Genomic DNA, 22,126 nt, shown 5'->3' with positions numbered 1-22,126 from the left:
CCGCGACGAGGTCGCCGGGGCGGGTGACATTTCGGGCGCGCACGGCGCGTCGGCTGTTGACCCTGCCGGTACCGGACGCATAGGTTTCGGTGAACCATCAACCTCAAGTACGGGTGGAGGGTTTGCCCCCGACCCGTATGCCACCAATGCCTCCGCGGGGCAGCCGCGGCGCGAGGAGCCGTCCATGTCGGCCGAGCAGATTTGCAGCAGGTGCGGGCACCGCAGCGATGCGGCGAGCCGGTTCTGCTCCAACTGCGGGGCGCCGCTGCGGGCGGGTCTGACGCCGGAGCGTGCCTCGGAGACCACGTCCACCATCTCGATCTCGGGCCTGGAGGCCTACGAGGCCGAGGTGTCGGGACAGACGCACGTGTCGTCCTCGCTGTCCCCCGAGGCCCAGGCCGCGGTGGAAGCGCTGCCCCCGGGTTCCGCTCTGCTGATCGTGCGGCGCGGCCCGAACTCCGGCAGCCGGTTCCTCTTGGACGGCGAGCTGACGACGGCCGGCCGGCACCCGCAGAGCGACATCTTCCTGGACGACGTCACCGTCTCCCGGCGCCATGTCGAGTTCCGCAGGAGCCACGACGGTTTCACCGTCTCCGACGTCGGCAGCCTCAACGGCACGTACGTGAACCGTGAACCGATCGACTCCGTCGCCCTGCACAACGGCGACGAGGTGCAGATCGGCAAGTACCGGCTGGTCTTCTACGCGAGCCTGCGGGGGCACTGACCCTTCAAGGGAAGGTCCCATGCTGCGTATCCCGGCAGGCGGTGCCGCCAAGAGCGGCACCGCCACCGCCGCCTCCTCGGGCGTGCGGCTGGTGAGCATCGGCACGGTGCTCACGATGCTGCGTGACGAGTTCCCCGAAGTCACGATCTCGAAGATCCGTTTCCTGGAGGCGGAGGGACTCGTCGAGCCCCGGCGCACACCTTCCGGATATCGCAAGTTCAGCACCGACGACGTGGAGCGCCTCGCCCACGTCCTGCGGCTCCAGCGCGACCACTACCTCCCGTTGAAGGTCATCCGCGAGCAGCTCGACGCGCTCGCGCGGGGCGAGCAGATCCGCATCCCGGCGCCCACGGCGCACGGGGAGTCCGTCGACCCCACGAGCCCCGTCGCCCTCTACGGCGAGGTGGGCCGGGACCGGCCGACCGTGGCCCGGGTGGGCCGGGCCGAGCTGATGGCCGCGGCGGAGGTGGACGAGGTCCAGCTCGTGGAGTGGGAGTCGTACGGGCTCCTCGCGGAGGCGCCCGGCGGCGGTTTCGACGCCGAGGCCGTCACCGTGGCCCGTCTGGTGGCCGATCTCGGCCGATTCGGTCTGGAGCCGCGCCACCTGCGGGCGATGAAGGCCGCCGCCGACCGGGAGGCCGGTCTGGTGGAGCAGGTGGTCTCGCCGCTGCGCCGGCACCGCAATCCGCAGACCAGGGCCCATGCGGAGGCCACCATGAAGGAGATCGCGGGGCTCTCCGTACGGCTGCACGAGGCCCTCGTACAAACTGCTCTCGGGGTGCGGCTGCACTGATCCGGAGGGGTTTTCGGGCCGACTTCGGGCGACTTCGGAGGGGCTTCCGGGCAGGCTTGGGGGAGCCCGACTACCCAAACCTGCCGGGCAGGTCCTAGGGTTGCTGTGTGAACGAGCTCGACGTTGTGGGTGTCCGGGTGGAAATGCCCTCGAACCAACCGATCGTGCTCCTGCGTGAAGTGGGAGGCGACCGGTACCTCCCCATCTGGATCGGACCAGGGGAGGCGACCGCCATTGCCTTCGCGCAGCAGGGCATGGCCCCTGCCCGGCCGCTGACGCACGACCTTTTCAAGGACGTGCTGGAGGCGATCGGCGAGGAGCTCACCGAGGTCCGGATCACGGATCTGCGGGAGGGCGTTTTCTACGCGGAGCTCGTCTTCGCCAGTGGAGTCGAGGTGAGCGCCCGGCCATCCGATGCCATAGCGCTCGCCCTGCGGACCGGGACGCCGATCTTCGGCAGCGACGGCGTGCTCGACGACGCCGGAATCGCGATCCCGGACGAGCAGGAGGACGAGGTGGAGAAGTTCCGCGAGTTCCTCGACCAGATCTCGCCAGAGGACTTCGGCACCGGCCCGCAGTGAGGCGCGGGTCGCGCCGTCCTCCCGGATATTTCAGCCCATTCGAGTAGCCTTTCCCCGCAATGGGGTACGGGAAACCACTCTCAGGGTGATTATCACTCGGCGTGCCGAGTGTGGCGATCGTTGACGCACCCCTGGTGACTGCCTACCTTCGAGATGGCAGGTCAAGGACGGAGGGTCGGCGTGAGAGTCACGGGCGACGGTATGACCGGGGGCATCCCCGCACGGAGTGACGGTGGGCCGTACCCGCTGCACGGTGGTGCGGTGAACTCCGCGCGCCGTCAGCCGGAGCCCGCGCCGGTCGGTTCGGTGGGGCCGGTGGGGTCAGTCGGGTCGGTGGGTGGCGAGCCCGCACCCGAGCAGGTCGGATACCGGGGGCCGACGGCGTGCGCCGCGGCCGGGATCACGTACCGGCAGCTCGACTACTGGGCGCGCACGGGGCTGGTGGAGCCCACGGTGCGCCCGGCGTACGGGTCGGGGACGCAGCGCCTCTACAGCTTCCGGGACGTGGTCGTCCTCAAGATCGTGAAGCGCTTCCTGGACACCGGGGTGGCGCTGCAGAACATCCGCACCGCCGTGCAGCACCTGCGCGACCGGGGTTTCTCGGACCTGGAGCGGATGACGCTGATGAGCGACGGCGCCACCGTGTACGAGTGCACCTCGCCCGATCAGGTCGTCAGCCTGCTCCAGGGCGGTCAGGGTGTCTTCGGGATCGCCGTGGGCGTGGTCTGGCGCGATGTCGAGAACGCCCTGTCGCAGCTGCACGGGGAGCGCGTGGACACGGGCGAGACCGTGGTCGGGCACAACCCGGCCGATGAGCTGGCAGCCCGGAGGAACCGGGCCGTCTGAGGGGCTTCCGGCCGGCCGGTCCCTTGGACGGTCGGCCTTCCGGGCCGGCTTTCCGGGTCGGCTTTCCCGGCCGGTCGGGCTCGGGTCGGCCTGCGGCCCCGGCGGTGGGCCGATTGTCAGTGGTGTAGGGCAGCATCGGAGCTGTGAGATCCGCGCCGACCATCCTGCACCTGGACATGGACGCCTTCTACGCCTCCGTGGAGCAGGCGTCGAAGCCGAGCCTGCGCGGCAAGGCCGTCATCGTCGGCGGGCTCGGGCCGCGCGGGGTCGTCGCCACCGCCTCCTACGAGGCCAGGCGCTTCGGGGTGCACTCGGCCATGCCGATGGCCCAGGCGCGGCGGCTCTGCCCGAACGGCGCGTGCCTGATTCCGCGCTTCAGCCTGTACCGCGAGGTCAGCGACACGGTCATGGCGATGCTCCGGGAACTGTCCCCCCTCGTGGAGCCGCTGAGCCTGGACGAGGCCTTCGTGGACCTGGAGGCGGGGGGCGTCGCCTTCGACGCGGAGGCCGCGCGGGCCGTGGGCGAGCGGCTGAGGGCCGACATCGCCGCCGTGACGGGGCTGAGCGGGTCGGTGGGGCTCGCGGGGTCCAAGATGCTGGCCAAGGTCGCCTCCGAGGAGGCCAAGCCGGCCGGGCTGCTGCTGATCGAGGTGGGCACGGAGCGGGCGCACCTCGCCCCGATGTCGGTACGGACCCTGCCCGGGGTGGGGCCGGCCACGGGGGAGCACCTGCGCCGGGCCGGGATCACGACGGTGGGGGAGCTGGCCGAGGCCGGCGAGGACGAGCTGGTCCGGATGGTGGGCCGCTCGCACGGGGTCGGGCTGTACCGGATGGCGCTGGGCGTGGACGAGCGGCCGGTGGTCGCCGAACGCGATGCGAAGTCCGTGTCCGTGGAGGACACCTTCGACGTCGACCTGCACGACCGGGTGCGGATCCGCACCGAGGTGCAGCGGCTCGCGGACCGGTGCGTGGAGCGGCTGCGGGGGTCGGGGCACTCGGGGCGGACGATCGTGCTCAAGGTTCGGCGGTACGACTTCTCCACACTGACCCGCTCGGAGACCCTGCGGGGGCCCACGGACGACCCCGCGGTGGTGCGGGAGGCGGCGGCGCGGCTGCTCGAGGCCGTGGACACCACGGGCGGGGTGCGGCTGCTGGGGGTGGGTGTCACGGGGCTGGCGGACTACACGCAGGAGGACCTGTTCGCTTTCGCCGATGCGATGGCTGCGCGGGCGGGGGCGGAGGGGGACGCGGATGAGGATGCGGCTGCGGGGTCCGGATCGGCTGCGGGGCCGGGGCCGGGGGCGGCTGCGGATCGTGGCGACGGGGCTGCGCCGTTCGGCCGGCGCGGCGTGGCGCGGGGCGCGGTCGACGCTGACGGGGGCCAGGAGAGCCACGCTCCGGGTGAGGGCGCCGGACAGGGAGCCGTGCCGGTTCAGGACGAGGGCACCGGGCAGGGGCGGGGAACACTGCAGGGCCAGGGGCAGGCCCCTGGGCAGGGTCAGGCGGCCGCGGGCCAGGGTGCTGGGGTAGCGCCGGCTGAGGCCGTGGGCCAGGGGCAAGGTGCTGGGTCCCGTTGGGTGGAGAGCGCGGGGGAGGGTCGGGCCCAGGAGGGGCAGGGCCAGGGTGCTGGGTCCCGTCGGGTGGAGAGTGCAGGGGAAGGCCCGGCACCCCGCGAGGGTCACAGCCAGGGCCAGGGCCAGGGCCAGGGCCAGGGCCACGGTCACGGCCAGGGCCAGGCTGAGGGCGATACTCCGGGGCAGGCACCCCGCGAGGGCCACGGGCAGGGCCAGGACCATGCTCAGGGTCAGGGAGCGGGTGGGCCGGGGGGTGGCGGAGGTGTGGGTGAGCGGTCGTGGCCGGCCGGGAGCGATGTGCGGCATGCGGTGTACGGGCCGGGGTGGGTGCAGGGCAGCGGGGTCGGGCGGGTGACCGTACGGTTCGAGCAGCCCGGATCCGAGCCGGGCCGGGTACGCACGTTCCTGGTGGACGATCCCGAGCTGGAGCCGTCCGCTCCGATGCCGCTGGTAGGGGACCGGGCCGTGGGGGTCGGGGGCTCGACGGCTCCGTAGCGAGCCTGAGAGGTTGCGAGCGCGGGGGGTCAGGGCCGCGCTCGGTCCGTATCGGCGGACCCGAGGACGATTCCTCCTCCTCGCCGGAGCAGACGCGTCGCCGGGCCGGGGCGTCCGGCTGTGTCTGGGGAGTCACACGCACACGCCTGCCGGGGCGCCCGTGAGGGCCGGGACGCAATTCGCGGGCACCTGCTGGGTGCCGGGCTGCAGCCGGGTGCCAGCCGTTGGCCGCGGCCGCTCCCGCGGCTGCGTACGGGATGGGCAGATCGCCGGGACGCGGCAGTGCTGCTGGACCGGCCCTGGCCTGGATCCTGAGGACCTCCCGGCCGCCGCGGTCGCCCGTGCGGGCTGTCCGTACTCGTTGAGTGCGCGGGGTGTCAGGTGTGCTGCCTGCTGAGCGCTCCCTGCGCCGCTGTCCGGCAGGAGGCTGTCCGCTGTCCGCTGTCCGCTGTCCGCAGGCGGCTTTCTGCGGAGCGCTGACTACTGGCGCTGCCTGCCGCCCGCTGGGCGCTCCCTGCCATCCGCTGTCCGCAGGCGGCCACCCGCTGGGCGCTGTCCGCAGGCGGCTTCTCCTTGGGCGCGCTGCCGGCCGTCGGCTGCCCACAGGCGCCTTCCTGTGGAGCGATGCCCGCTGGCGCTCCCTGCTGTCCGCTGTCCGCAGGCGGCTTTCTGCGGAGCGCTGACTACTGGCGCTCCCTGCCGTCCGCTGTCCGCAGGCGGCTACCCGCTGGGCGCTTGTCCGCAGGCGGCTTCCTGGGGTGCGCTGCCTGCGGGCGCTTGACTGCCGTCGGCTGCCCGCTGGGCGATCCCGTCCGCAGGTGGCTGGCCGCTGGGCGCTCCCTGCTGCCCGGTGGGTGCCGCTGGGCGTCGTGTGCGCCCGCCTCGATCCGGGGCAGGCTGGTTTTGCTCGGCGTCCCGGACCTGTGGCCCGGCTCCGGGTGCTGGGGGCTCGGGTGGCTTGTTCGGTGGAGTGGGGGCGCGGGTCTGGCCGGTGTGTGCCGGGTCCCGGTGGGAGGTTGGGAATGGTGGGGGCGGTCAGGGGGTGTCGGGGGTTTTGTGGCCGAAGTCGTGCTGGAAGTCCGACGGGAGGGCCAGGTCCAGGCCGTAGTGGTGGTAGAGCTGCAGCTCCTGTTCGGGGGAGAGGTGGCGGCCGACGCCGAAGTCGGGGGCGTCCTTGATCAGGGAGCGTTCGAAGGGCACGCGCAGGGTGTCGCCCACCATCTCGCTGGGCTCCAGCGGGACGAAGGCGTCCCGGCTGAAGAGTCCGGTGCGTACGGCGGCCCATTCCGGGACGCCCGTGGCATCGTCGAGGTAGACCTCGTCGACGGTGCCGATCTTGGTGCCATTGCGGTCGAACGCCTTGCGGCCGATCAGGCTGCGGGGATCGATGTCGGTCTGCACGGTCCGGTCCCTCCATTGGGCGCAACTCCTCCGTAATGACTACAAAAGTGCATTTCCGGAGAGGGGGCCACTCGAGGGAGACCCCAGATCCTCGCTGGTAGGCTGGGTGACGGCTGTTGACCCTGTGCGGGAGAGTCCTCCGAGTGAGTGAGACGGAGGCGCCGAAGGAGCAAATCCTCCCCGGAATCTCTCAGGCATACGTACCGCACGTGGTGAGGCCACTCTGGAAAGCAGGGGCGGGTACCGGGCGCGCAGTGCCGGTCCCTCTCCTCACCGACGGTGAAAGCCGGACCTCGTGGGCGATCCCCGCGCGGCCCGGTGAAGCTCTCAGGTTGTGATGACAGAGGGGGAGGCCGTCCGGGTGCCCGCGCCGTGGTGCCCCTCGCAGGTCGTACGACCCAGGAGGCCTCCGTACATGACCGCCAACCGCATTCCGCTCTCCCAGCTGGAGCGAGGCATCCCCTTCGAGCAGCGCCACATCGGCCCGGACGCCGAGGCGCAGGCGAAGATGCTCGCCCATGTGGGCTACGGCTCGCTGGACGAGCTCACCGCAGCCGCGGTGCCGGATGTGATCAAGACCACTGCCGCGCTGAACCTGCCCGAGGCGCGCACCGAGGCCGAGGTGCTCGCCGAGCTGCGTGAGCTCGCCGACCGCAACCAGGTGCTGTCGTCGATGATCGGTCTCGGTTACTACGGGACCTTCACGCCGCCGGTGATCCTGCGCAACGTCATGGAGAACCCGGCCTGGTACACGGCGTACACGCCGTACCAGCCGGAGATCTCCCAGGGCCGCCTCGAAGCCCTGCTGAACTTCCAGACCGTCGTCGCCGAGCTGACCGGCCTGCCGACCTCCGGTGCCTCCCTGCTCGACGAGGGCACGGCTGCCGCCGAGGCCATGACCCTGGCCCGCCGCGTGGGCAAGGCCAAGGGCAACGTCTTCCTCGTCGACGCCGACGCGCTGCCGCAGACCATCGCGGTGATCCAGACCCGCGCCGAGCCGATCGGCATCGAGGTCGTCGTCGCCGATCTGAGCGAGGGGATTCCGGCCGAGATCGCCGAGCGCGGCGTCTACGGCGTGCTCCTCCAGTACCCGGGTGCTTCCGGCGCCGTGCGGGAGATCAAGCCGGTCATCGAGCAGGCGCACGCGCTCGGTGCCATCGTCGCCGTCTCCGCCGACCTGCTCGCCCTGACGCTGCTGACCTCGCCGGGCGAGCTGGGCGCGGACATCGCCGTCGGCACCACCCAGCGCTTCGGCGTTCCGATGGGCTTCGGCGGACCGCACGCCGGCTACATGGCCGTCCAGGCCAAGCACGCCCGCTCGCTGCCCGGCCGCCTCGTCGGAGTCTCCGTGGACGCGGACGGCAACAAGGCGTACCGCCTGGCGCTGCAGACCCGTGAGCAGCACATCCGCCGCGAGAAGGCCACCAGCAACATCTGCACCGCGCAGGTGCTCCTCGCCGTCATGGCCGGCATGTACGCCGTCTACCACGGCCCGGACGGGCTGCGGACGATCGCCCGCCGCACGCACCGCTACGCGGCTCTGCTCGCGGCCGGTCTGACGGCCGGCGGGGTCGAGGTCGTCCACGGCGCCTACTTCGACACCGTCACCGCGCGGGTCCCGGGCCGGGCCGCCGAGGTCGTGGCCGCGGCCCGCGAGGGCGGGGTCAACCTGTACCAGGTGGACGCCGACCTGGTCTCCGCGTCCTGTGACGAGACCACCCTGCGTGCCGACATCGACGCGGTGTGGGCGGCCTTCGGGGTCACCGCCGACCTGGAGGCGCTCGACGCCACCACGGCCGAGGCGCTTCCCGAGGGGCTGCTGCGCTCGGACGAGTACCTGACCCACCCGGTCTTCCACCAGCACCGCTCCGAGACCGCGATGCTGCGCTACCTGCGCAAGCTCTCGGACAAGGACTACGCGCTGGACCGCGGCATGATCCCGCTGGGCTCCTGCACCATGAAGCTCAACGCGACCACCGAAATGGAGTCGGTCACCTGGCCGGAATTCGGCCAGTTGCACCCGTTCGCCCCGGTCGAGCAGGCCGAGGGGTACCTCACGCTCATCACCGAGCTGGAGGAACGTCTCTGCGAGGTCACCGGCTACGACAAGGTCTCCATTCAGCCGAATGCCGGCTCCCAGGGTGAGCTCGCCGGCCTGCTGGCCGTCCGCGCCTACCACCGGGCGAACGGCAACGAGCAGCGCACCGTCTGCCTCATCCCGTCCTCCGCGCACGGCACCAACGCCGCGAGCGCCGTGATGGCCGGCATGAAGGTCGTCGTCGTCAAGACCGCCGACGACGGCGAGGTGGACGCGGACGACCTGCGCGCCAAGATCGAGCAGTACCGCGACGAGCTCGCCGTGCTGATGATCACGTACCCCTCCACGCACGGTGTGTTCGAGGAGCACGTCGCCGACATCTGCGCCCAGGTGCACGACGCCGGCGGCCAGGTCTACGTGGACGGTGCCAACCTCAACGCCCTGGTGGGCCTGGCCAAGCCGGGTCACTTCGGCGGCGACGTCTCGCACCTGAACCTGCACAAGACCTTCTGCATCCCGCACGGCGGCGGCGGCCCGGGCGTCGGCCCGGTCGGTGTCCGGGCGCACCTGGCCCCGTACCTGCCCAACCACCCGCTCCAGCCGACCGCCGGTCCGGAGACGGGCGTCGGCCCGATCTCGGCCGCTCCGTGGGGCTCGGCGGGCATCCTGCCGATCTCCTGGTCGTACGTGCGTCTGATGGGTGGCGAGGGCCTCAAGCGCGCCACCCAGGTGGCCGTGCTCGGCGCCAACTACATCGCCAAGCGCCTGGAGCCGCACTACCCGGTGCTCTACACCGGTCCGGGCAACCTGGTCGCGCACGAGTGCATCATCGACATGCGCCCCCTGTCGAAGGCGACGGGCGTGAGCATCGACGACATCGCCAAGCGCCTGATCGACTACGGGTTCCACGCGCCGACCATGTCCTTCCCGGTCGCCGGCACGCTCATGATCGAGCCGACGGAGTCCGAGGACCTCGCCGAGATCGACCGCTTCTGCGACGCGATGATCGCCATCCGCGCCGAGATCGAGCGGGTCGCGGGCGGCGAGTGGCCGGTGGACGACAACCCGCTGGCCAACTCCCCGCACACGGCGGCTGCCCTGGGCGGCGAGTGGAACCACCCGTACACCCGCGACGAGGCCGTCTTCCCGGGCGGGGTGTCGGCCGCGGAGAAGTACTGGCCGCCGGTGCGCCGCATCGACGGTGCCTTCGGTGACCGGAACCTGGTGTGTTCCTGCCCGCCGCTGGACGAGTACGACAACTGATGCAGTGACATGCAGAAGTGACATGACGAAGTGACATGACGAAGGGGCCGGTCCGGGAGTTCTCTCCTGGGCCGGCCCCTTTCGTTTCCGTCGTGGGCTAGGCCGCCTTCATCACCTGCGTTGCCGCGAGCGGGCGGTGCGGGGCGATGATCCGGCCGTCCGGCAGCAGCTCACCGGTGTCCTCGAAGAGCAGGACGCCGTTGCACAGCAGGCTCCAGCCCTGCTCCGGGTGAACGGCCACGGGGTGCGCAGCCTCCCGGTCGGCGGAGTCGGCGGACGGGCATGCTGGCTTGTGCTGGCACATGGATGCGTTCTTTCGCTGCGGTGTGGTCTGTGTGCTGCGGCTCGGTGCGTTGTGCGCGTGGTTCATGGCCGCCCCCCGTATCAACGACTTGGCTCGGTCAGAGTCCCCAGTGTTCCCCCACGGCGTGGTGTCCGGAGGGATTTCCCGGCAGCTGTCCTCATAGATTGATGACGCATCACCCGTGCGGGCGGTTCAGCTCAACTCCCCTGTCATTTCGGATGGTTAGCCGGGGGCCCGAGTGGGCTAGGCCGAATGGGCAGAACCGGCCAGGGGCCGGGTCAGGCGGCCGGTGCGGCCATGGAAGGCGGCACCGGGGGAGCCGTCGGCGTGAGCCGGTGGGTCAGTACGGGCAGCAGTTCGGACACGGGGTGCGGGCGGTAGGCGGCGATGCCGGGCGGGGCGGGGGCGAGGGGGACCAGGAGGTCGGCGGCGGCCGGCAGGCCGGCGGAGGCGTCGGCGCCCACCGATCCGTGCAGCCACAAGGTCAGCATGTACAGCTCCGGTACGGACAGCAGGCGCGGCTGGTAGTTCTTGCCGAGCGATTCGGCCTGGCGCAGCGCGCGTTCGGTGGCGGCGACGTAGGGGCCCTCGAAGAAGTGGGAGAAGACCCAGCCGTCGGGGGTCAGCCGGGTGTCGGCCGCCGCGACGTAGCGGTCCCCGCTGCGGATCAGGAACCGCCAGCCGGTCAGCCGGGTGCGCGGCGGCCTGCCGCCGGCGGTCAGGCCGGAGATGTGCAGCCGGTCCAAGACGTGGACGGGCAGTGGCAGTTCGGCGGTCATCGGTCCCTGGAGGGAGCGCAGGGCCGGGGTGTGCGCCTCATGGACGGCGGTGGGGGAACCGAGGGCCGCGAGGACGCTGCGCAGGGCGGGCGCGGGAGCCGGAGGGACGTGCAGCGGCATGGTGGGTCGCCTCTCGCTTGGGAGACCTGTGGAACGGGGCGGGTACGGGGTGCGGACGGCGCTGTCGCATTCTGGGGTCAGAGGGGGGCTGAGGGGCAATGGCCGCGCGCCAACTCTCTGCCTCGCATGCGGAGTTTATCTGACATGTGTTCACGCAGTGTTTCGGCTAGCTGTCCCGCCTATTGCCGACAAGGCGCTTACCGGTCCCTCTGACGTGGCATTCATGCCGGGTGCGCGCAAAAATTCCGCGCTGACCTCGGAGGTTACCGGATGACGGCTCGGCTGAAAAGCGTCGGTTATCGATAACCGGCAAGGTCTACGCTGTATTTGCGTAGCGCCGCTTGCCAGGTGAATGTGCCAAAGCGCCCGTCGGCCAAACCGGCGCGCGCTCCCCGCCAGTCGCGCCCCTTCCGCGTTATCGATCACGCCGCCGGGGCATCATCGACCGTAACGCGCGCCCGGGCGGGGGATCCATTGCCTGCCGGCCGGGCCCAGTCGAGGAGGGACGCTCCGATGGGGGAGAAGGTCGTGGCGGGCGGATTCGACCTGTCCGATCGGCAACGGTACCGGAGGAAGCTTCATGAGTGCCTGGAGGTACTGGAGCGACTTCTGGAGGAGAAGAGGTTCGATCGCCCCAAGAACATGATGGGGCTGGAGATCGAGTTGAATCTCGCGGGTGCCGACGGGTTGCCGAGAATGGTGAATGCGCAGGTCCTCGAGCGTATTGCGAGCAACGATTTCCAGACCGAACTGGGAATGTTCAACCTGGAGGTGAACGTACTTCCGCACCGGCTCGGCGGCCGGGTATTCGACCAGCTCGCCGAGGAACTGAGCGCGGGTCTCGGCTATGCCCACCGGCAGGCTCTGGAGGTCGACGCCGGGGTGGTCATGATCGGAATTCTGCCGACGATCTCTCGCACCGACCTGGTCACCGCCAACCTCTCGGCGGTGGACCGCTACTCGCTGCTCAACGAGCAGATCCTGATGATGCGGGGAGAGGACTTCGTCCTCGACATCGAGGGAGTCGAGCGGCTGACCTGGACCTCCGGGTCGATCGTGCCGGAGGCCGCCTGCACCTCCGTACAACTGCACCTGCAGGTGACCCCGGCACGGTTCGCGGACGTATGGAACGCGGCCCAGGCGGTGGCGGCCGTACAGATAGCCGTCGGCGCCAACTCGCCCTTCCTGTTCGGGCGGGAGCTGTGGCGGGAGTCGCGGCCGCCGCTCTTCCAGCAGGCCACCGACACCCGGCCGCCCGAGCTCCAGGCGCAGGGGGTGCGCCCGCGCACCTGGTTCGGCGAGCGGTGGGTGGACTCGGCGTACGAGCTCTTCGCCGAGAACGTCCGCTACTTTCCGGCCCTGCTGCCGATCTGCGACGAGGAGGAGCCGCTGCGGGTCCATGCCGAGGGCGGGGTGCCGAGCCTGCAGGAGCTGGTGCTGCACAACGGCACCGTCTACCGCTGGAACCGGCCCGTCTACGGGGTCGCCGACGGGGTGCCGCACCTGCGCGTGGAGAACAGGGTGCTGCCCGCCGGCCCGACGGTGGCCGACGTCGTCGCCAACGCGGCCTTCTACTACGGGCTCGTACGGACGCTCGCGGACGAGCAGCGCCCGGTGTGGAGCCGGCTGCCCTTCGCGGAGGCGGAGGCCAACTTCGACGCGGCCTGCCGCTACGGCATCGACGCCCGGCTGCGCTGGCCGCGCCGGGGCCGGGGCGGGGGACTGGCGAGCGTGCCCGCGGTCCGGCTGGTGCTGGAGGAGCTGCTGCCGATGGCTGCCGCCGGACTGGACGCGTGGGGCATCGAGCCCGCCGACCGGGACCACTACCTCGGCATCATCGAAGAGCGGTGCCGACGCCGGGTGAACGGGGCCACCTGGCAGGTGGACACGTACCACCGGGCGCTCGCGGGCGGGCTGGAGCGGGACGCGGCGCTCGCCGCGACCACGCGCCGCTACAGCGAGCTGAGTCACCGGGGCGATCCCGTGCACACCTGGCCGGCGGGGCTGGGGGGTGGCACCGCGGGGGCCGGACCGGCGGCCGTGGACTGATCCCGGGGCCCCGTGAGGCCCAGTGAGGTCACGTGAGGTCCCGTCCGGTGATCCCCTTGCCCCGTGGAGGAGGCAGTATGGGGTGATCGGGGCGGGACGCCCCGCGAGATGTCGCAGCGGTGGCGGGACGGGAGACGGGCGTGCGGACGGAGCCGGAACCGGAGGTCGGGGAGCTCGAACTCGGCGAGCGTTCGAGCGGGCGCAGGATGCTGCGCTCCGAGACGCTGCTCGTGCTCGCGCTGTCCCTGGGCGCGAGCGGGGTCTCGGCGCTGATCAGCTTCATCGGCTCGCTGACCAAGCCGGGCGGGCTCAAGGACCAGGCCGCCACGCTCAACGGTTCGTACGCCCCCGGCCGGCCCTGGCTGGACCTGGCCTGGCAGCTGTTCGGCATCGCGAGCGCGCTCGTCCCCGTCCTGCTCGTCGCGCACCTGCTGACCCGTGAGGGCGCGCCCGGGCTGAAGGTGCTGGGCTTCGACCGCACCCGGCCCTGGTGGGACCTGGGCCGGGGCGCGCTCGTCGCCGCCTGCATCGGCAGCGCGGGACTGGCCTTCTACCTGGGGGCGCGGGCGACCGGCTTCAACCTCACGGTGGTGCCGGAGGCGCTGCCCGACGTGTGGTGGAAGTTCCCCGTGCTGATCCTCTCCGCGGTGCAGAACTCCGTGGTGGAGGAGGTCATCGTGCTGGCCTACCTGCTGCGCAGGCTCGGGCAGCTCGGCTGGTCGCCGATGGCCGCGCTGGTGGCCAGCTCCGTGCTGCGCGGCTCGTACCACCTCTACCAGGGCATCGGCGGCTTCATCGGCAACGTGGTGATGGGCGTCGTGTTCGTGCTCGCCTACCGGCGCTGGGGCCGGGTCGGCCCGCTCGTCGTCGCGCACGCGCTGCTCGACATCGTGGCCTTCGGCGGGTACGCCCTGCTGGCGGGCAAGGTGGGCTGGCTGCCCACGCCGTAGGCGCACCGTCCGGCTGCCCGGACGCCTACGGTGCGGTGAGCAGCTCGCCGTCGACGACCGTGACCGCGCGCCCGATCAGCAGCGTACGGTCGCCCAGCAACCGGACCCGGACGAGGCCGGTGCGGGCCCCGCCCTGGAGGCCGACCAGCTCCGTGCGGCCCAGCCGCTGCGCCCAGAAGGGGGCCAGCGCGGTGTGGGCGCTGCCGGTGACCGGGTCCTCGTCGATGCCGAACGCGGGGAAGAAGCCGCGCGAGACGAAGTCGTAGCCGCGGGAGGGGTCCTCGGCCGCCGCGGTCACGATGATCCCGCGCCGGGCGTAGCCGCGCAGGGCGGCGAGGTCCGGCGTGAGCTCCCGTACGGTCCGCTCGTCGGCCAGCTCCACCACGAGGTCCCCGATGTGCTCGGAGGTGTCGTGGACCGACTTGGCCGTCGCGCCCAGCGCGCGCTCCACCGCGGCGTCCGGCTCGACCTCGGTCAGGGAGGAGGTCGGGAAGTCCATGACCAGGCTCCCGTCCTCGGCGGCGGTGACCTTCAGGATTCCGCAGCGCGCCGAGAAGCGGACCGTCCCCGTGGCCAGACCGCTGGTGGCCAGGACGTGGGCGGTGGCCAGGGTCGCGTGGCCGCACATGTCGACCTCTGCGGCCGGGGTGAACCAGCGCAGCGCCCAGTCCGCCTCGCCGCCGGGCGGGAGCGGATGGGCGAAGGCGGTCTCGGAGAGGTTGACCTCGGTGGCGACCTGCTGGAGCCAGGAGTCCCGGGGGAACCCGTCTTCGAGGAGCAGGACCCCGGCGGGGTTGCCGCCGAAGGGACGGTCGGTGAAGGCGTCGACGATTCGGATGCGCATGTCATCGACCGTAGGGACGCGGCGGAGCCGGCCGCAAAGGCCAATTCGGGATGACTGGACTGGCTGCCTGCCCGTGTCGCTCCCCGCCCCTTGACTGGCGATCCGAGGTTCGGCGGCTTACGGCTGTGGCGCTACGGCGGGTGTCGCAAGGTCGAGCGCGCGGGCGAGGGCGGCGGTGAGGGTGAGCCGGACGGTGTCGCCGAAGCGCTCGGCCATGGGCGACACAAGGTCGTGGCCGAATCCGAGCAGGCTGCCACCGTCGGCGAATTGGTGCCAGTCGCGCCAGTCCTCCAGCCCGTCGCAGCAGCTGGGCCGGAAGGTGACGCCCGTGGACGTGTCCGTGACCTGCGGACCGCCGGAGGCGAAGACGTCCTCGAAGGTCAGCAGGCCGTGGAGGAACGAGGTGACCGGGTCGGCCTGCCGGGGCGGCCCGTCCTCGCCGGGGTCGCTGCTATTGCAGCCCGCGATGCTCACGATCGCTGCCCCGACCTCGGCGAGGACAGGCGGTCGCGGCTGTTCGTTGAGGAAGTTTCCGATATATCGTTGACGCATCGCGATGGGTCAGCGATAGTGGAAACATCGCATCAGCGACAACGAATCACCGAATGAGGAAAGGAGCGCAGTCATGCGTTCACACGGACAGCACGGACACGACCACGGGCATGAGCACGGACGGGGTCACGGCCACTGCGGGCCGGACCGTCGGGAGGAGTTCCAGCGGCGACGTGCCGCCTTCGGGCCGTTCGGGCCGCCCTTCGGCGGTGGGCCCTTCGGTGGGCGCGGTGGCCGCGGCGGGCCGCGCGGCCGGGCCCGGCGGGGTGATGTGCGCGCCTCCATCCTGGCGCTGCTCACCGACCGGCCGATGCACGGCTACGAGATGATCCAGGAGATCGGCGAGCGCAGCGGCGGGGCGTGGAAGCCCAGCCCGGGGTCGGTCTACCCGACCCTGCAGCTGCTGGAGGACGAGGGCCTCATCACCAGTGAGAGCGAGGGCGGCAAGAAGCTGTTCACGCTCACCGACGCCGGTCGCACCGAGGCCGAGTCCGGCCCGGACGCCCCCTGGGCGGAGGCCGGCCGGGGCTTCGACTTCGAGGCGATGAACGAGGTCCGGACGGCCGGTTTCGGCCTGATGGAGGCCTTCGGGCAGGTCTTCAAGACCGGCACGCCCGCGCAGCGGGAGAAGGCCCTCGCCGTCATCAACGACGCCCGCAAGAAGCTCTACCTGATCCTGGCCGACGAGCACTGAGTGTGAGTGAGTGCGAGTGGGTGTGGGTCGGGCGGGCCTTTCGATATGACGGCGCGCCCCCCGGGATTCCTCGCGGGGCGCGCCGTCGTGTCCGTGTGCCTACGGACCTGGTCGTTCGGGGGTGGGGCTCAGGCGACCAGGCCGGAGAGCTTGCGGAGCGACTCGTTCAGGGCGGCGGTGGCCGAGTCCTTGAGCTTGCCCGCCATGAGGGAGACCGCGGCGCCGGTGAACTCGCCGTCGATGCGGACCGTGGTGGCCCCGCCGTCCGGGGTCAGCGTGTAGCGGGTCAGGATGGCCACGCCCATCGGGCCCTTGCCGGTGAGCGCGAAGACGCGGCCGTCCTCCAGCTCCGAGATCGTCCAGAGGACCTCGGCGGGGAAGCCCATCATCTTCATGTCCTCGGTGAAGGTGGACCCCAGGGCGAGGGTCTCGGGTCCGCCCTTCGGGAAGTTGGTGTGGGTCATGCTCCACTGGCCGTAAGCGTCCCAGTCGGTCAGCTGGGACCAGAGCTTCGCGGCGGACGCCTCGATGCGTGATTCCGCGGTGACTTCAGCCATGCGACCACCCCTTCTCGTCAGGTACGTGCGGCGGAAGGTAGTCCCGGCGGACGCAACATTCAAGACTGACGACCTGTCAGATTTGGAGGAGCGGGGTGGGTGCGGACCCGGTCGGTGTCGGGTCGGTCTCGGGAGCGTCTCAACAGGTGTCACCGGTCTGTCGCTCCTGACGGGGCCTGCCATGATGTCCGAATGCAAGCGTCAGGGAGACATGCCGGGCTGGGCCTCGCCCTCATTTCGGCGATCGCGTTCGGTGGTTCGGGTGTGGCGGCGAAGCCGCTGATCGAGGCGGGTCTGGACCCGCTCCACATGGTCTGGCTCAGGGTGGCCGGGGCGGCTCTCGTGCTGTCCCCGCTGGCCTGGCGCCATCGCGATCTCGTACGCCGCAAACCCCTGCTGCTCGCGGGCTTCGGGCTCGTCGCCGTGGCCGGCGTCCAGGCCTTCTACTTCGCCTCGCTGTCCCGGATCCCGGTCGGCGTGGCCCTGCTGCTGGAGTACCTCGGCCCGGCGCTGCTGCTCGGATGGATCCGCTTCGTACAGCGCAGGCCGGTGACCCGGGCCGCCGCGGCCGGCGCCGCCGTGGCCGTCGTGGGACTCGCCTGCGTGGTGCAGATCTGGGCCGGGCTGAGCCTCGACCTGCTCGGCGTGCTGCTCGGCCTCGCGGCCGCCTGCTGCCAGGCCTTCTACTTCGTCTTCGCCGACCAGGGCAGCGACGGGGACGACCTGCCCGACCCGATGGGCATGATCGCGTACGGCATGATCGTCGGCACCCTCGTGATGACCGTGATCGCCCGGCCCTGGCAGATCGACTGGCAGGTACTGGGCGGCGACGCGGCGCTCGGCGACCTGATGGTGCCCGCGCCGGTGCTGCTCGGCTGGGTGGTGCTGATCGCGACGGTGTTCGCGTACCTGACCGGTGTGGTCTCCGTGCGCAAGCTGTCGCCGCAGGTCGCGGGTGTGGTGGCCTGCCTGGAGGCGGTCGTGGCGACCGTACTGGCCTGGGTGCTCCTCGGCGAGCACCTCTCGACCTGGCAGATCATCGGCGGTGCGCTCGTGCTGGGCGGGGCCTTCATCGCGCAGACCTCCCGGCAGACCGCGCCCGGGGTCGCGGAGCCGGTGGCCGCCCTGGACCGCGACCCGAGCAAGGTCTAGGCTCTCGATCATGCTGACGACCGTGCTTCCGCCGCCCGCCGCCTAGCGCGGGCGGCTGCCACCACGTAGGAGAACCCGGCCCGGGCCGTGACCCGGGCGGATTCGCGCTGCCCGCGAAGCGATGACCTGCTCCTTTCATCCTTCACGCACGCGCGGAGAACTCTCGTGTCGATTCAGTCGGACCAAACGCCCGCCACGCCCGCCACCGGGCGCAGCCTGCTCTTCCTCGTCATCGCCGGAACCGCCTGGGGCACGGCGGGGGCGGCGGCCTCGCTGCTCTACCTCGCCAGTGACCTCGGCCCGCTCGCCCTGTCGTTCTGGCGGTGCGCGGGCGGGCTGGCGGTACTGCTCCCGGTCCTCGCCCTACGCCGCCGCCCGCGGGGCGCAGGGGCAGGGGGGCGTGCCGTTCGGGCGCGGGCCTCGGTGGGGTCGCTCATCGGGACCGGGCTGCTGTTCACCCTCTTCCAGTCCGCGTACTTCGCCGCCGTGCGCGAGACCGGCCTCGCCGTGGCCACCGTGGTCACCCTCGGATCCGGGCCCGTGCTCATCGCGCTCGGGGCCCGCTACTGGATGGGGGAGCGGCTCGGCCGGGGCGGGACCGTCGCGGTCGGCGGGGCGCTGGCCGGGCTGGCCGTGCTCGTCCTCGGCAGCGGGGGCGGCGAGGTGCGGCCCCTCGGCGTCGGCTGGGCGCTGCTGTCCGCCGCCGGCTACGGGGCCATGACCCTGCGGGCCAGGCTGCTCGGGCGGCGCGGCACGGGCGGGGAGCCGCTGGTCACCACCGTCTGGTCGGTGGGGGTGGGCGCGGCGTGCCTGTTGCCGTTCGCCCTGGTGGAGGGGCTGATGCCGCACACCGCGGAGCCCGTCCGGGTGCTCTGGCTGCTCGCCTACATGGCCACCGTGCCCACCGCGCTGGCCTACGCGCTCTACTTCAGCGGGGCCGCCGCGGTACGGGCCGCGACGGTGTCCGTGATCATGCTGATCGAGCCCGTCGGCGCGGCGGCGATCGCCGTCCTGGTGCTCGGGGAGCGGCTGACCGGCCCGGTCGCGCTGGGCACCGTACTCCTGTTGACGGCCGTGGGGGCGCTGATCGCCGCCGAGTCGCGGCGGCCGGCGGACGTCAGTGACCCGGAAACGCGGGAGGGCGGGCCGGAGGTCCGGCCCGCCCTTGCCGCCGAGGCGGCCGTCAGAGTGCGGTGATGTAGTCCGGGACGGGGATGCCCGGGGCGAGGTCGGCGGCCGGGACCGGGGTCCCGTACGCCGGCGCGACCGGGACCACGCCCGTCCAGTAGGGCAGGGCGACGTCCTCGGGGTCGTCGCCCGGGCCGCCGGTGCGGACCTTGGCGGACACCTCGTCGAGGTCCAGGCGGATCACGGCGGTGGCCGCGAGCTCCTTGGCGTTCGGGGGCCGGGAGTCGGCCGAGCGGCCCGGAACGACCTGGTCGACGAGGGCGTCGAGCGCGATCCGGCGCTCCTGCGGGTCGGTCACCTCGTAGGCGGTGCCGTGCACGACCACCGAGCGGTAGTTGAGCGAGTGGTGGAAGGCGGAGCGGGCCAGGACCAGGCCGTCGAGGTGCGTCACGGTGAGGCAGACCGGCAGCCCCGGGTCGGCCTTGCCGGCCGCGAGGAGCGGGCGCGAGCCCGTGGAGCCGTGGACGTAGAGGGTCTGGCCGACCCGGCCGAAGAGGGTCGGCAGGACCACCGGCGCGCCGTCGCGGATGAAGCCGAGGTGGCAGAGGTAGGCCGCGTCCAGTATCGAGTGCACCGTCTCGTGGTCATAGTGCGCGCGGTCGCGGTACCGGCTCGGAACGGTACGGCCGGTGGGCGCGTACCCGGCGGCCGACGCCTCGGTGGGCGCTGCCGTCGTCGACGTACCCGTGGTGGTCTCGGGGGCAGGCGTGACGCTCATCGTGCGGACTCCGTTGTATTAGTGCATACTGTGCTTTGTGCTAGGAGAGTATCTGATCATCGGGCGGCGCGCATCGGAAATCGCCGCGAGTGTGGAAGCGGGCGTCGCCTCGGGCGCGCTCGCGCCGGGAGCGCTGTTGCCGCCGATGCGGGAGCTCGCCGGTGTGCTGGGGGTGAACCCCAACACCGTGGCGGCCGCGTACCGCACGCTGCGCGAACGCGGGGTCATCGAGACCGACGGGCGTCGCGGCAGCCGGGTGCGGGCCCGCCCGGCGACCGCGCCGCGCGACGAACTGCGGATGACCGTCCCGGCCGGGGTGCGCGACATCGCCTCCGGCAACCCGGACGTGCGGCTGCTGCCCGCGCTGGACGAGGCGCTGGCGGGCGCGGCCCGCCGGTACGCCGCCCAGCCGACGCTCTACGGCCAGGACCCGGTCGTCCCGGAGCTGGCCCGGCTCGCCAGGGCCGCCTTCGACGCGGACGGGGTGCCGGCCGGGGACGTGGCGGTGACCTCGGGAGCGCTGGACGGCATCGAACGGGTACTGGCCGCGCACCTGCGGCCCGGCGACGCGGTCGGGGTCGAGGATCCGGGGTGGGGGAGCGTGCTCGACCTCGTCCCGGCGCTGGGGCTACGGGTCGTGCCGGTGGCCGTGGACGACGACGGGCCGCTGCCCGACTCGGTGGAACGGGCGCTGGCGCAGGGGGTCCGGGCGCTGATCGTCACGGCCCGGGCGCAGAACCCGACCGGGGCGGTGGTGAGCGCGCGGCGGGCTGCGGAACTGCGGGCGGCGCTCGCCGGACACCCCGAGGTGCTGGTCATCGACGACGACCACGGACACGGCATCGTGGACCTGCCGCTCAACGCGCTCGGCGGGGTGACCCGCCACTGGGTGCTGATCCGTTCCACCGCGAAGGCGTACGCGCCGGACCTGCGGCTGGCCGTGCTGACCGGTGACGGGGTCACGCTCGACCGGGTCCGCGGACGGCAGCGACTGGGCCCCGGGTGGGTGAGCAGGCTGTTGCAGTACACCGCGGTGGAACTGTGGAAGGCCGGGGCGGTCGACCACGCGGCGGTCGCGCGGTCCTACGGGGAGCGCCGGGACGGACTGGTCGCGGCGCTGGCCCGGCGCGGGGTGCATGCGCAGGGGCGGAGCGGGATGAACGTGTGGGTGCCCGTCGCCGAGGAGACGGCGGTGGTGACGCGCCTGCTGGGCGCGGGCTGGGCGGTCGCTCCGGGAGCCCGGTTCCGCGTGGAATCGGGGCCGGCCGTGCGGATGACGATGTCGACGCTGTCCCCGGCGGACGTACCGGGGCTGGCGGAGGCGGTGGCCTCGGCCGTCCGCCCGGCGGCCGGGGGGCGGCTCGACTGACGGCGGGGAGGCGGGGGCGGGTGCGGGGGCGGGGCCGATCGGTGTCGTGTCGATCGGCCCCGCCCCCGGCCTAGCGGCGTCGGGTCTGGGTGAGGGCCGCGCCGGCCAGGACGACGGCCGCGCCGACCGGGGTGTTCCAGTGGAGCTGTTCGTCCAGGAGGAGGACGCCCGCCGTCGTCGCGATGACCGGGATGAAGTACGTGACCATCTGCGCGGTGGTCGGGCCGACCTCCGTGACCAGGCCGTACTGCATCTGGAGGGCCATGCCCGTGCCCAGGGCGCCCAGGGCGATCACCGACAGGGTCGGCCAGAGCGGGAACGAGGTGGGGGCCGAGGTGAACACCGCGCTGACCGCGGCCAGTTGCAGGGTGGAGACCAGGAGCTGGGCGCCGGTCAGGGCGACCGGGGAGCCCGGCGTGGAGGCCAGGGTGCGGCGTACGTAGATCCAGCCGATCGGGTAGCAGAGCGCGGCCAGCAGGGCGAGCGCGGTGCCCTTGGCGTCGAGGCCCGAGAAGCCCTGCCAGGCGCCGAGGACGGTCAGGACGCCGAGGAAGCCCAGGCCCAGGCCCGCGACGCGGCGGCGCGTCGGGCGGTCCTCGGAGAGCGCGACCAGGGACAGGGCCATGCCCCACAGCGGTGAGGTGGCGTTGCAGATGCCCGCCAGGCTGGAGGGGATGCTCAGTTCCGCGTACGCGAAGAGGGAGAACGGGGCGGTGTTGAGCAGCAGCGCCGCCACCGTCAGGTGGGCCCAGGTGCGCCGGCCCCGGGGGAGCGGTTCGCGGCGGATCAGCAGCACGGTGAGCAGGGCGAGCGCGCCGAAGAAGACCCGGCCGAGCGCGACCTGGAAGGGGGCGTACGCCTCCGTGCCCACCTTGATCAGCAGGAAGCTGAAGCCCCAGATCACCGAGAGGACCGCGAAGCGCAGGCGCCAGTCCAGCCGGCGGGTGGTGGGGTGCACCTTCGCGGCGGGGGCACCGGCGGGGGCGCCGGCGGGGGCCGGGGAGGAGGTCGGGGACGGGTGGGAGGTGCTGGTGCCGGGTGAGACCGGGGTGCTCGGTGGAACCGGGGTGCTGGGGGCGCTCATGACAGCCACTTTCGCCCCTCGCGACCTCGTAGGACAAGCGAGAGTTGTTGC

General features: G+C 72.2%; 18 protein-coding genes, 2 pseudogenes and 1 riboswitch. Of the genes and pseudogenes, 12 read left to right on the top strand and 8 right to left on the bottom strand.

The features are described 5' to 3' along the window. Nucleotides 1-184 precede the first annotated feature (184 nt). From ACFRU2_RS34830 to ACFRU2_RS34810, 5 genes and pseudogenes are all read left to right on the top strand, one after another. Nucleotides 185-724, top strand: a complete 540-nt coding sequence (locus tag ACFRU2_RS34830; RefSeq protein WP_274547808.1) for an FHA domain-containing protein — start codon at nt 185-187, stop codon at nt 722-724. Nucleotides 725-743: 19 nt separating this feature from the next. After that, on the top strand, nt 744-1,517 hold the full coding sequence (locus ACFRU2_RS34825) for a MerR family transcriptional regulator (RefSeq protein ID WP_382979937.1): 774 nt from the start codon (nt 744-746) through the stop codon (nt 1,515-1,517). A 107-nt stretch (nt 1,518-1,624) separates the two neighbouring features. Further along, on the top strand, nt 1,625-2,098 hold the full coding sequence (locus tag ACFRU2_RS34820; RefSeq protein ID WP_250745191.1) for a bifunctional nuclease family protein: 474 nt from the start codon (nt 1,625-1,627) through the stop codon (nt 2,096-2,098). A gap of 354 nt (nt 2,099-2,452) precedes the next feature. Then, a pseudogene (locus tag ACFRU2_RS34815) lies at nt 2,453-2,944 on the top strand (MerR family transcriptional regulator); the annotation flags it as partial. Between the two features lie 143 nt (nt 2,945-3,087). Continuing rightward, nucleotides 3,088-4,404 (top strand): annotated as a pseudogene (locus tag ACFRU2_RS34810) (DNA polymerase IV); the annotation flags it as partial. A gap of 1,644 nt (nt 4,405-6,048) precedes the next feature. Here the strand turns inward: ACFRU2_RS34810 and ACFRU2_RS34805 are convergent. After that, nucleotides 6,049-6,414, bottom strand: coding sequence for a PRC-barrel domain-containing protein (locus ACFRU2_RS34805; protein WP_382979936.1), 366 nt, complete (start codon nt 6,412-6,414; stop codon nt 6,049-6,051). Between the two features lie 117 nt (nt 6,415-6,531). Next, nucleotides 6,532-6,630, top strand: a riboswitch (glycine riboswitch). A gap of 199 nt (nt 6,631-6,829) precedes the next feature. Between ACFRU2_RS34805 and gcvP the strand changes: the two genes are divergently transcribed. Beyond that, entirely contained in the window at nt 6,830-9,715 is a 2,886-nt protein-coding gene (gene gcvP, locus ACFRU2_RS34800) for an aminomethyl-transferring glycine dehydrogenase (RefSeq protein ID WP_382979935.1), read from the top strand. Between the two features lie 97 nt (nt 9,716-9,812). On the opposite strand, the gene ACFRU2_RS34795 is transcribed toward gcvP, so the two are convergent. Then, on the bottom strand, nt 9,813-10,019 hold the full coding sequence (locus ACFRU2_RS34795; RefSeq protein WP_382979934.1) for a DUF5999 family protein: 207 nt from the start codon (nt 10,017-10,019) through the stop codon (nt 9,813-9,815). A 278-nt stretch (nt 10,020-10,297) separates the two neighbouring features. Continuing rightward, on the bottom strand, nt 10,298-10,918 hold the full coding sequence (locus ACFRU2_RS34790) for a hypothetical protein (RefSeq protein WP_250745197.1): 621 nt from the start codon (nt 10,916-10,918) through the stop codon (nt 10,298-10,300). A gap of 513 nt (nt 10,919-11,431) precedes the next feature. Here ACFRU2_RS34790 and ACFRU2_RS34785 point away from each other — a divergent pair. Beyond that, a complete protein-coding gene (locus ACFRU2_RS34785) occupies nt 11,432-12,967 on the top strand; it encodes a glutamate-cysteine ligase family protein (RefSeq protein ID WP_382979933.1) in 1,536 nt (511 codons plus the stop codon). Nucleotides 12,968-13,173: 206 nt separating this feature from the next. Then, nucleotides 13,174-13,917 (top strand): CPBP family intramembrane glutamic endopeptidase, encoded by a 744-nt coding sequence (locus ACFRU2_RS34780; protein ID WP_382979951.1) that lies wholly within the window; start codon nt 13,174-13,176, stop codon nt 13,915-13,917. 25 nt (nt 13,918-13,942) lie between these two features. On the opposite strand, the gene ACFRU2_RS34775 is transcribed toward ACFRU2_RS34780, so the two are convergent. Then, on the bottom strand, nt 13,943-14,761 hold the full coding sequence (locus tag ACFRU2_RS34775; RefSeq protein ID WP_382979932.1) for a PhzF family phenazine biosynthesis protein: 819 nt from the start codon (nt 14,759-14,761) through the stop codon (nt 13,943-13,945). Nucleotides 14,762-14,878: 117 nt separating this feature from the next. After that, nucleotides 14,879-15,235 carry a hypothetical protein gene (locus ACFRU2_RS34770; RefSeq protein ID WP_382979931.1) on the bottom strand — a complete coding sequence of 119 codons (357 nt, stop codon included), beginning with the start codon at nt 15,233-15,235 and terminating at the stop codon, nt 14,879-14,881. Between the two features lie 151 nt (nt 15,236-15,386). Here ACFRU2_RS34770 and ACFRU2_RS34765 point away from each other — a divergent pair, with 151 nt between their 5' ends. Further along, nucleotides 15,387-16,007 carry a PadR family transcriptional regulator gene (locus ACFRU2_RS34765; protein WP_382979930.1) on the top strand — a complete coding sequence of 207 codons (621 nt, stop codon included), beginning with the start codon at nt 15,387-15,389 and terminating at the stop codon, nt 16,005-16,007. 128 nt (nt 16,008-16,135) lie between these two features. Here ACFRU2_RS34765 and ACFRU2_RS34760 read toward each other — a convergent pair whose 3' ends face one another. Continuing rightward, nucleotides 16,136-16,564, bottom strand: coding sequence for an SRPBCC family protein (locus ACFRU2_RS34760; protein ID WP_382979929.1), 429 nt, complete (start codon nt 16,562-16,564; stop codon nt 16,136-16,138). Nucleotides 16,565-16,756: 192 nt separating this feature from the next. Between ACFRU2_RS34760 and ACFRU2_RS34755 the strand changes: the two genes are divergently transcribed. Together ACFRU2_RS34755 and ACFRU2_RS34750 are read left to right on the top strand one after the other, a co-directional pair. Continuing rightward, nucleotides 16,757-17,716, top strand: coding sequence for a DMT family transporter (locus ACFRU2_RS34755; RefSeq protein ID WP_382979928.1), 960 nt, complete (start codon nt 16,757-16,759; stop codon nt 17,714-17,716). A 165-nt stretch (nt 17,717-17,881) separates the two neighbouring features. Then, nucleotides 17,882-18,913: a DMT family transporter gene (locus tag ACFRU2_RS34750; protein ID WP_382979927.1), complete on the top strand. Its 1,032-nt coding sequence runs from the start codon at nt 17,882-17,884 to the stop codon at nt 18,911-18,913. On the opposite strand, the gene ACFRU2_RS34745 is transcribed toward ACFRU2_RS34750, so the two are convergent. Beyond that, a complete protein-coding gene (locus ACFRU2_RS34745; RefSeq protein WP_382979926.1) occupies nt 18,900-19,622 on the bottom strand; it encodes a pyridoxamine 5'-phosphate oxidase family protein in 723 nt (240 codons plus the stop codon). The two genes, ACFRU2_RS34750 and ACFRU2_RS34745, sit on opposite strands and share 14 nt — an antisense overlap. Nucleotides 19,623-19,659: 37 nt before the next feature. On the opposite strand from ACFRU2_RS34745, the gene ACFRU2_RS34740 reads away from it, so the two are divergent. After that, nucleotides 19,660-20,991 (top strand): aminotransferase class I/II-fold pyridoxal phosphate-dependent enzyme, encoded by a 1,332-nt coding sequence (locus tag ACFRU2_RS34740; RefSeq protein ID WP_382979925.1) that lies wholly within the window; start codon nt 19,660-19,662, stop codon nt 20,989-20,991. A gap of 70 nt (nt 20,992-21,061) precedes the next feature. Here the strand turns inward: ACFRU2_RS34740 and ACFRU2_RS34735 are convergent, their stop codons facing one another. Beyond that, on the bottom strand, nt 21,062-22,075 hold the full coding sequence (locus tag ACFRU2_RS34735; protein ID WP_382979923.1) for a DMT family transporter: 1,014 nt from the start codon (nt 22,073-22,075) through the stop codon (nt 21,062-21,064). Nucleotides 22,076-22,126: the final 51 nt, after the last annotated feature.

This window comes from Streptomyces sp. NPDC056883, assembly GCF_042788835.1.
Taxonomy (GTDB): domain Bacteria; phylum Actinomycetota; class Actinomycetes; order Streptomycetales; family Streptomycetaceae; genus Streptomyces; species Streptomyces stoeckheimensis.
Note: the sequence above shows the minus strand (reverse complement) of the source record. Positions and strands in the feature narration are given on the sequence as shown.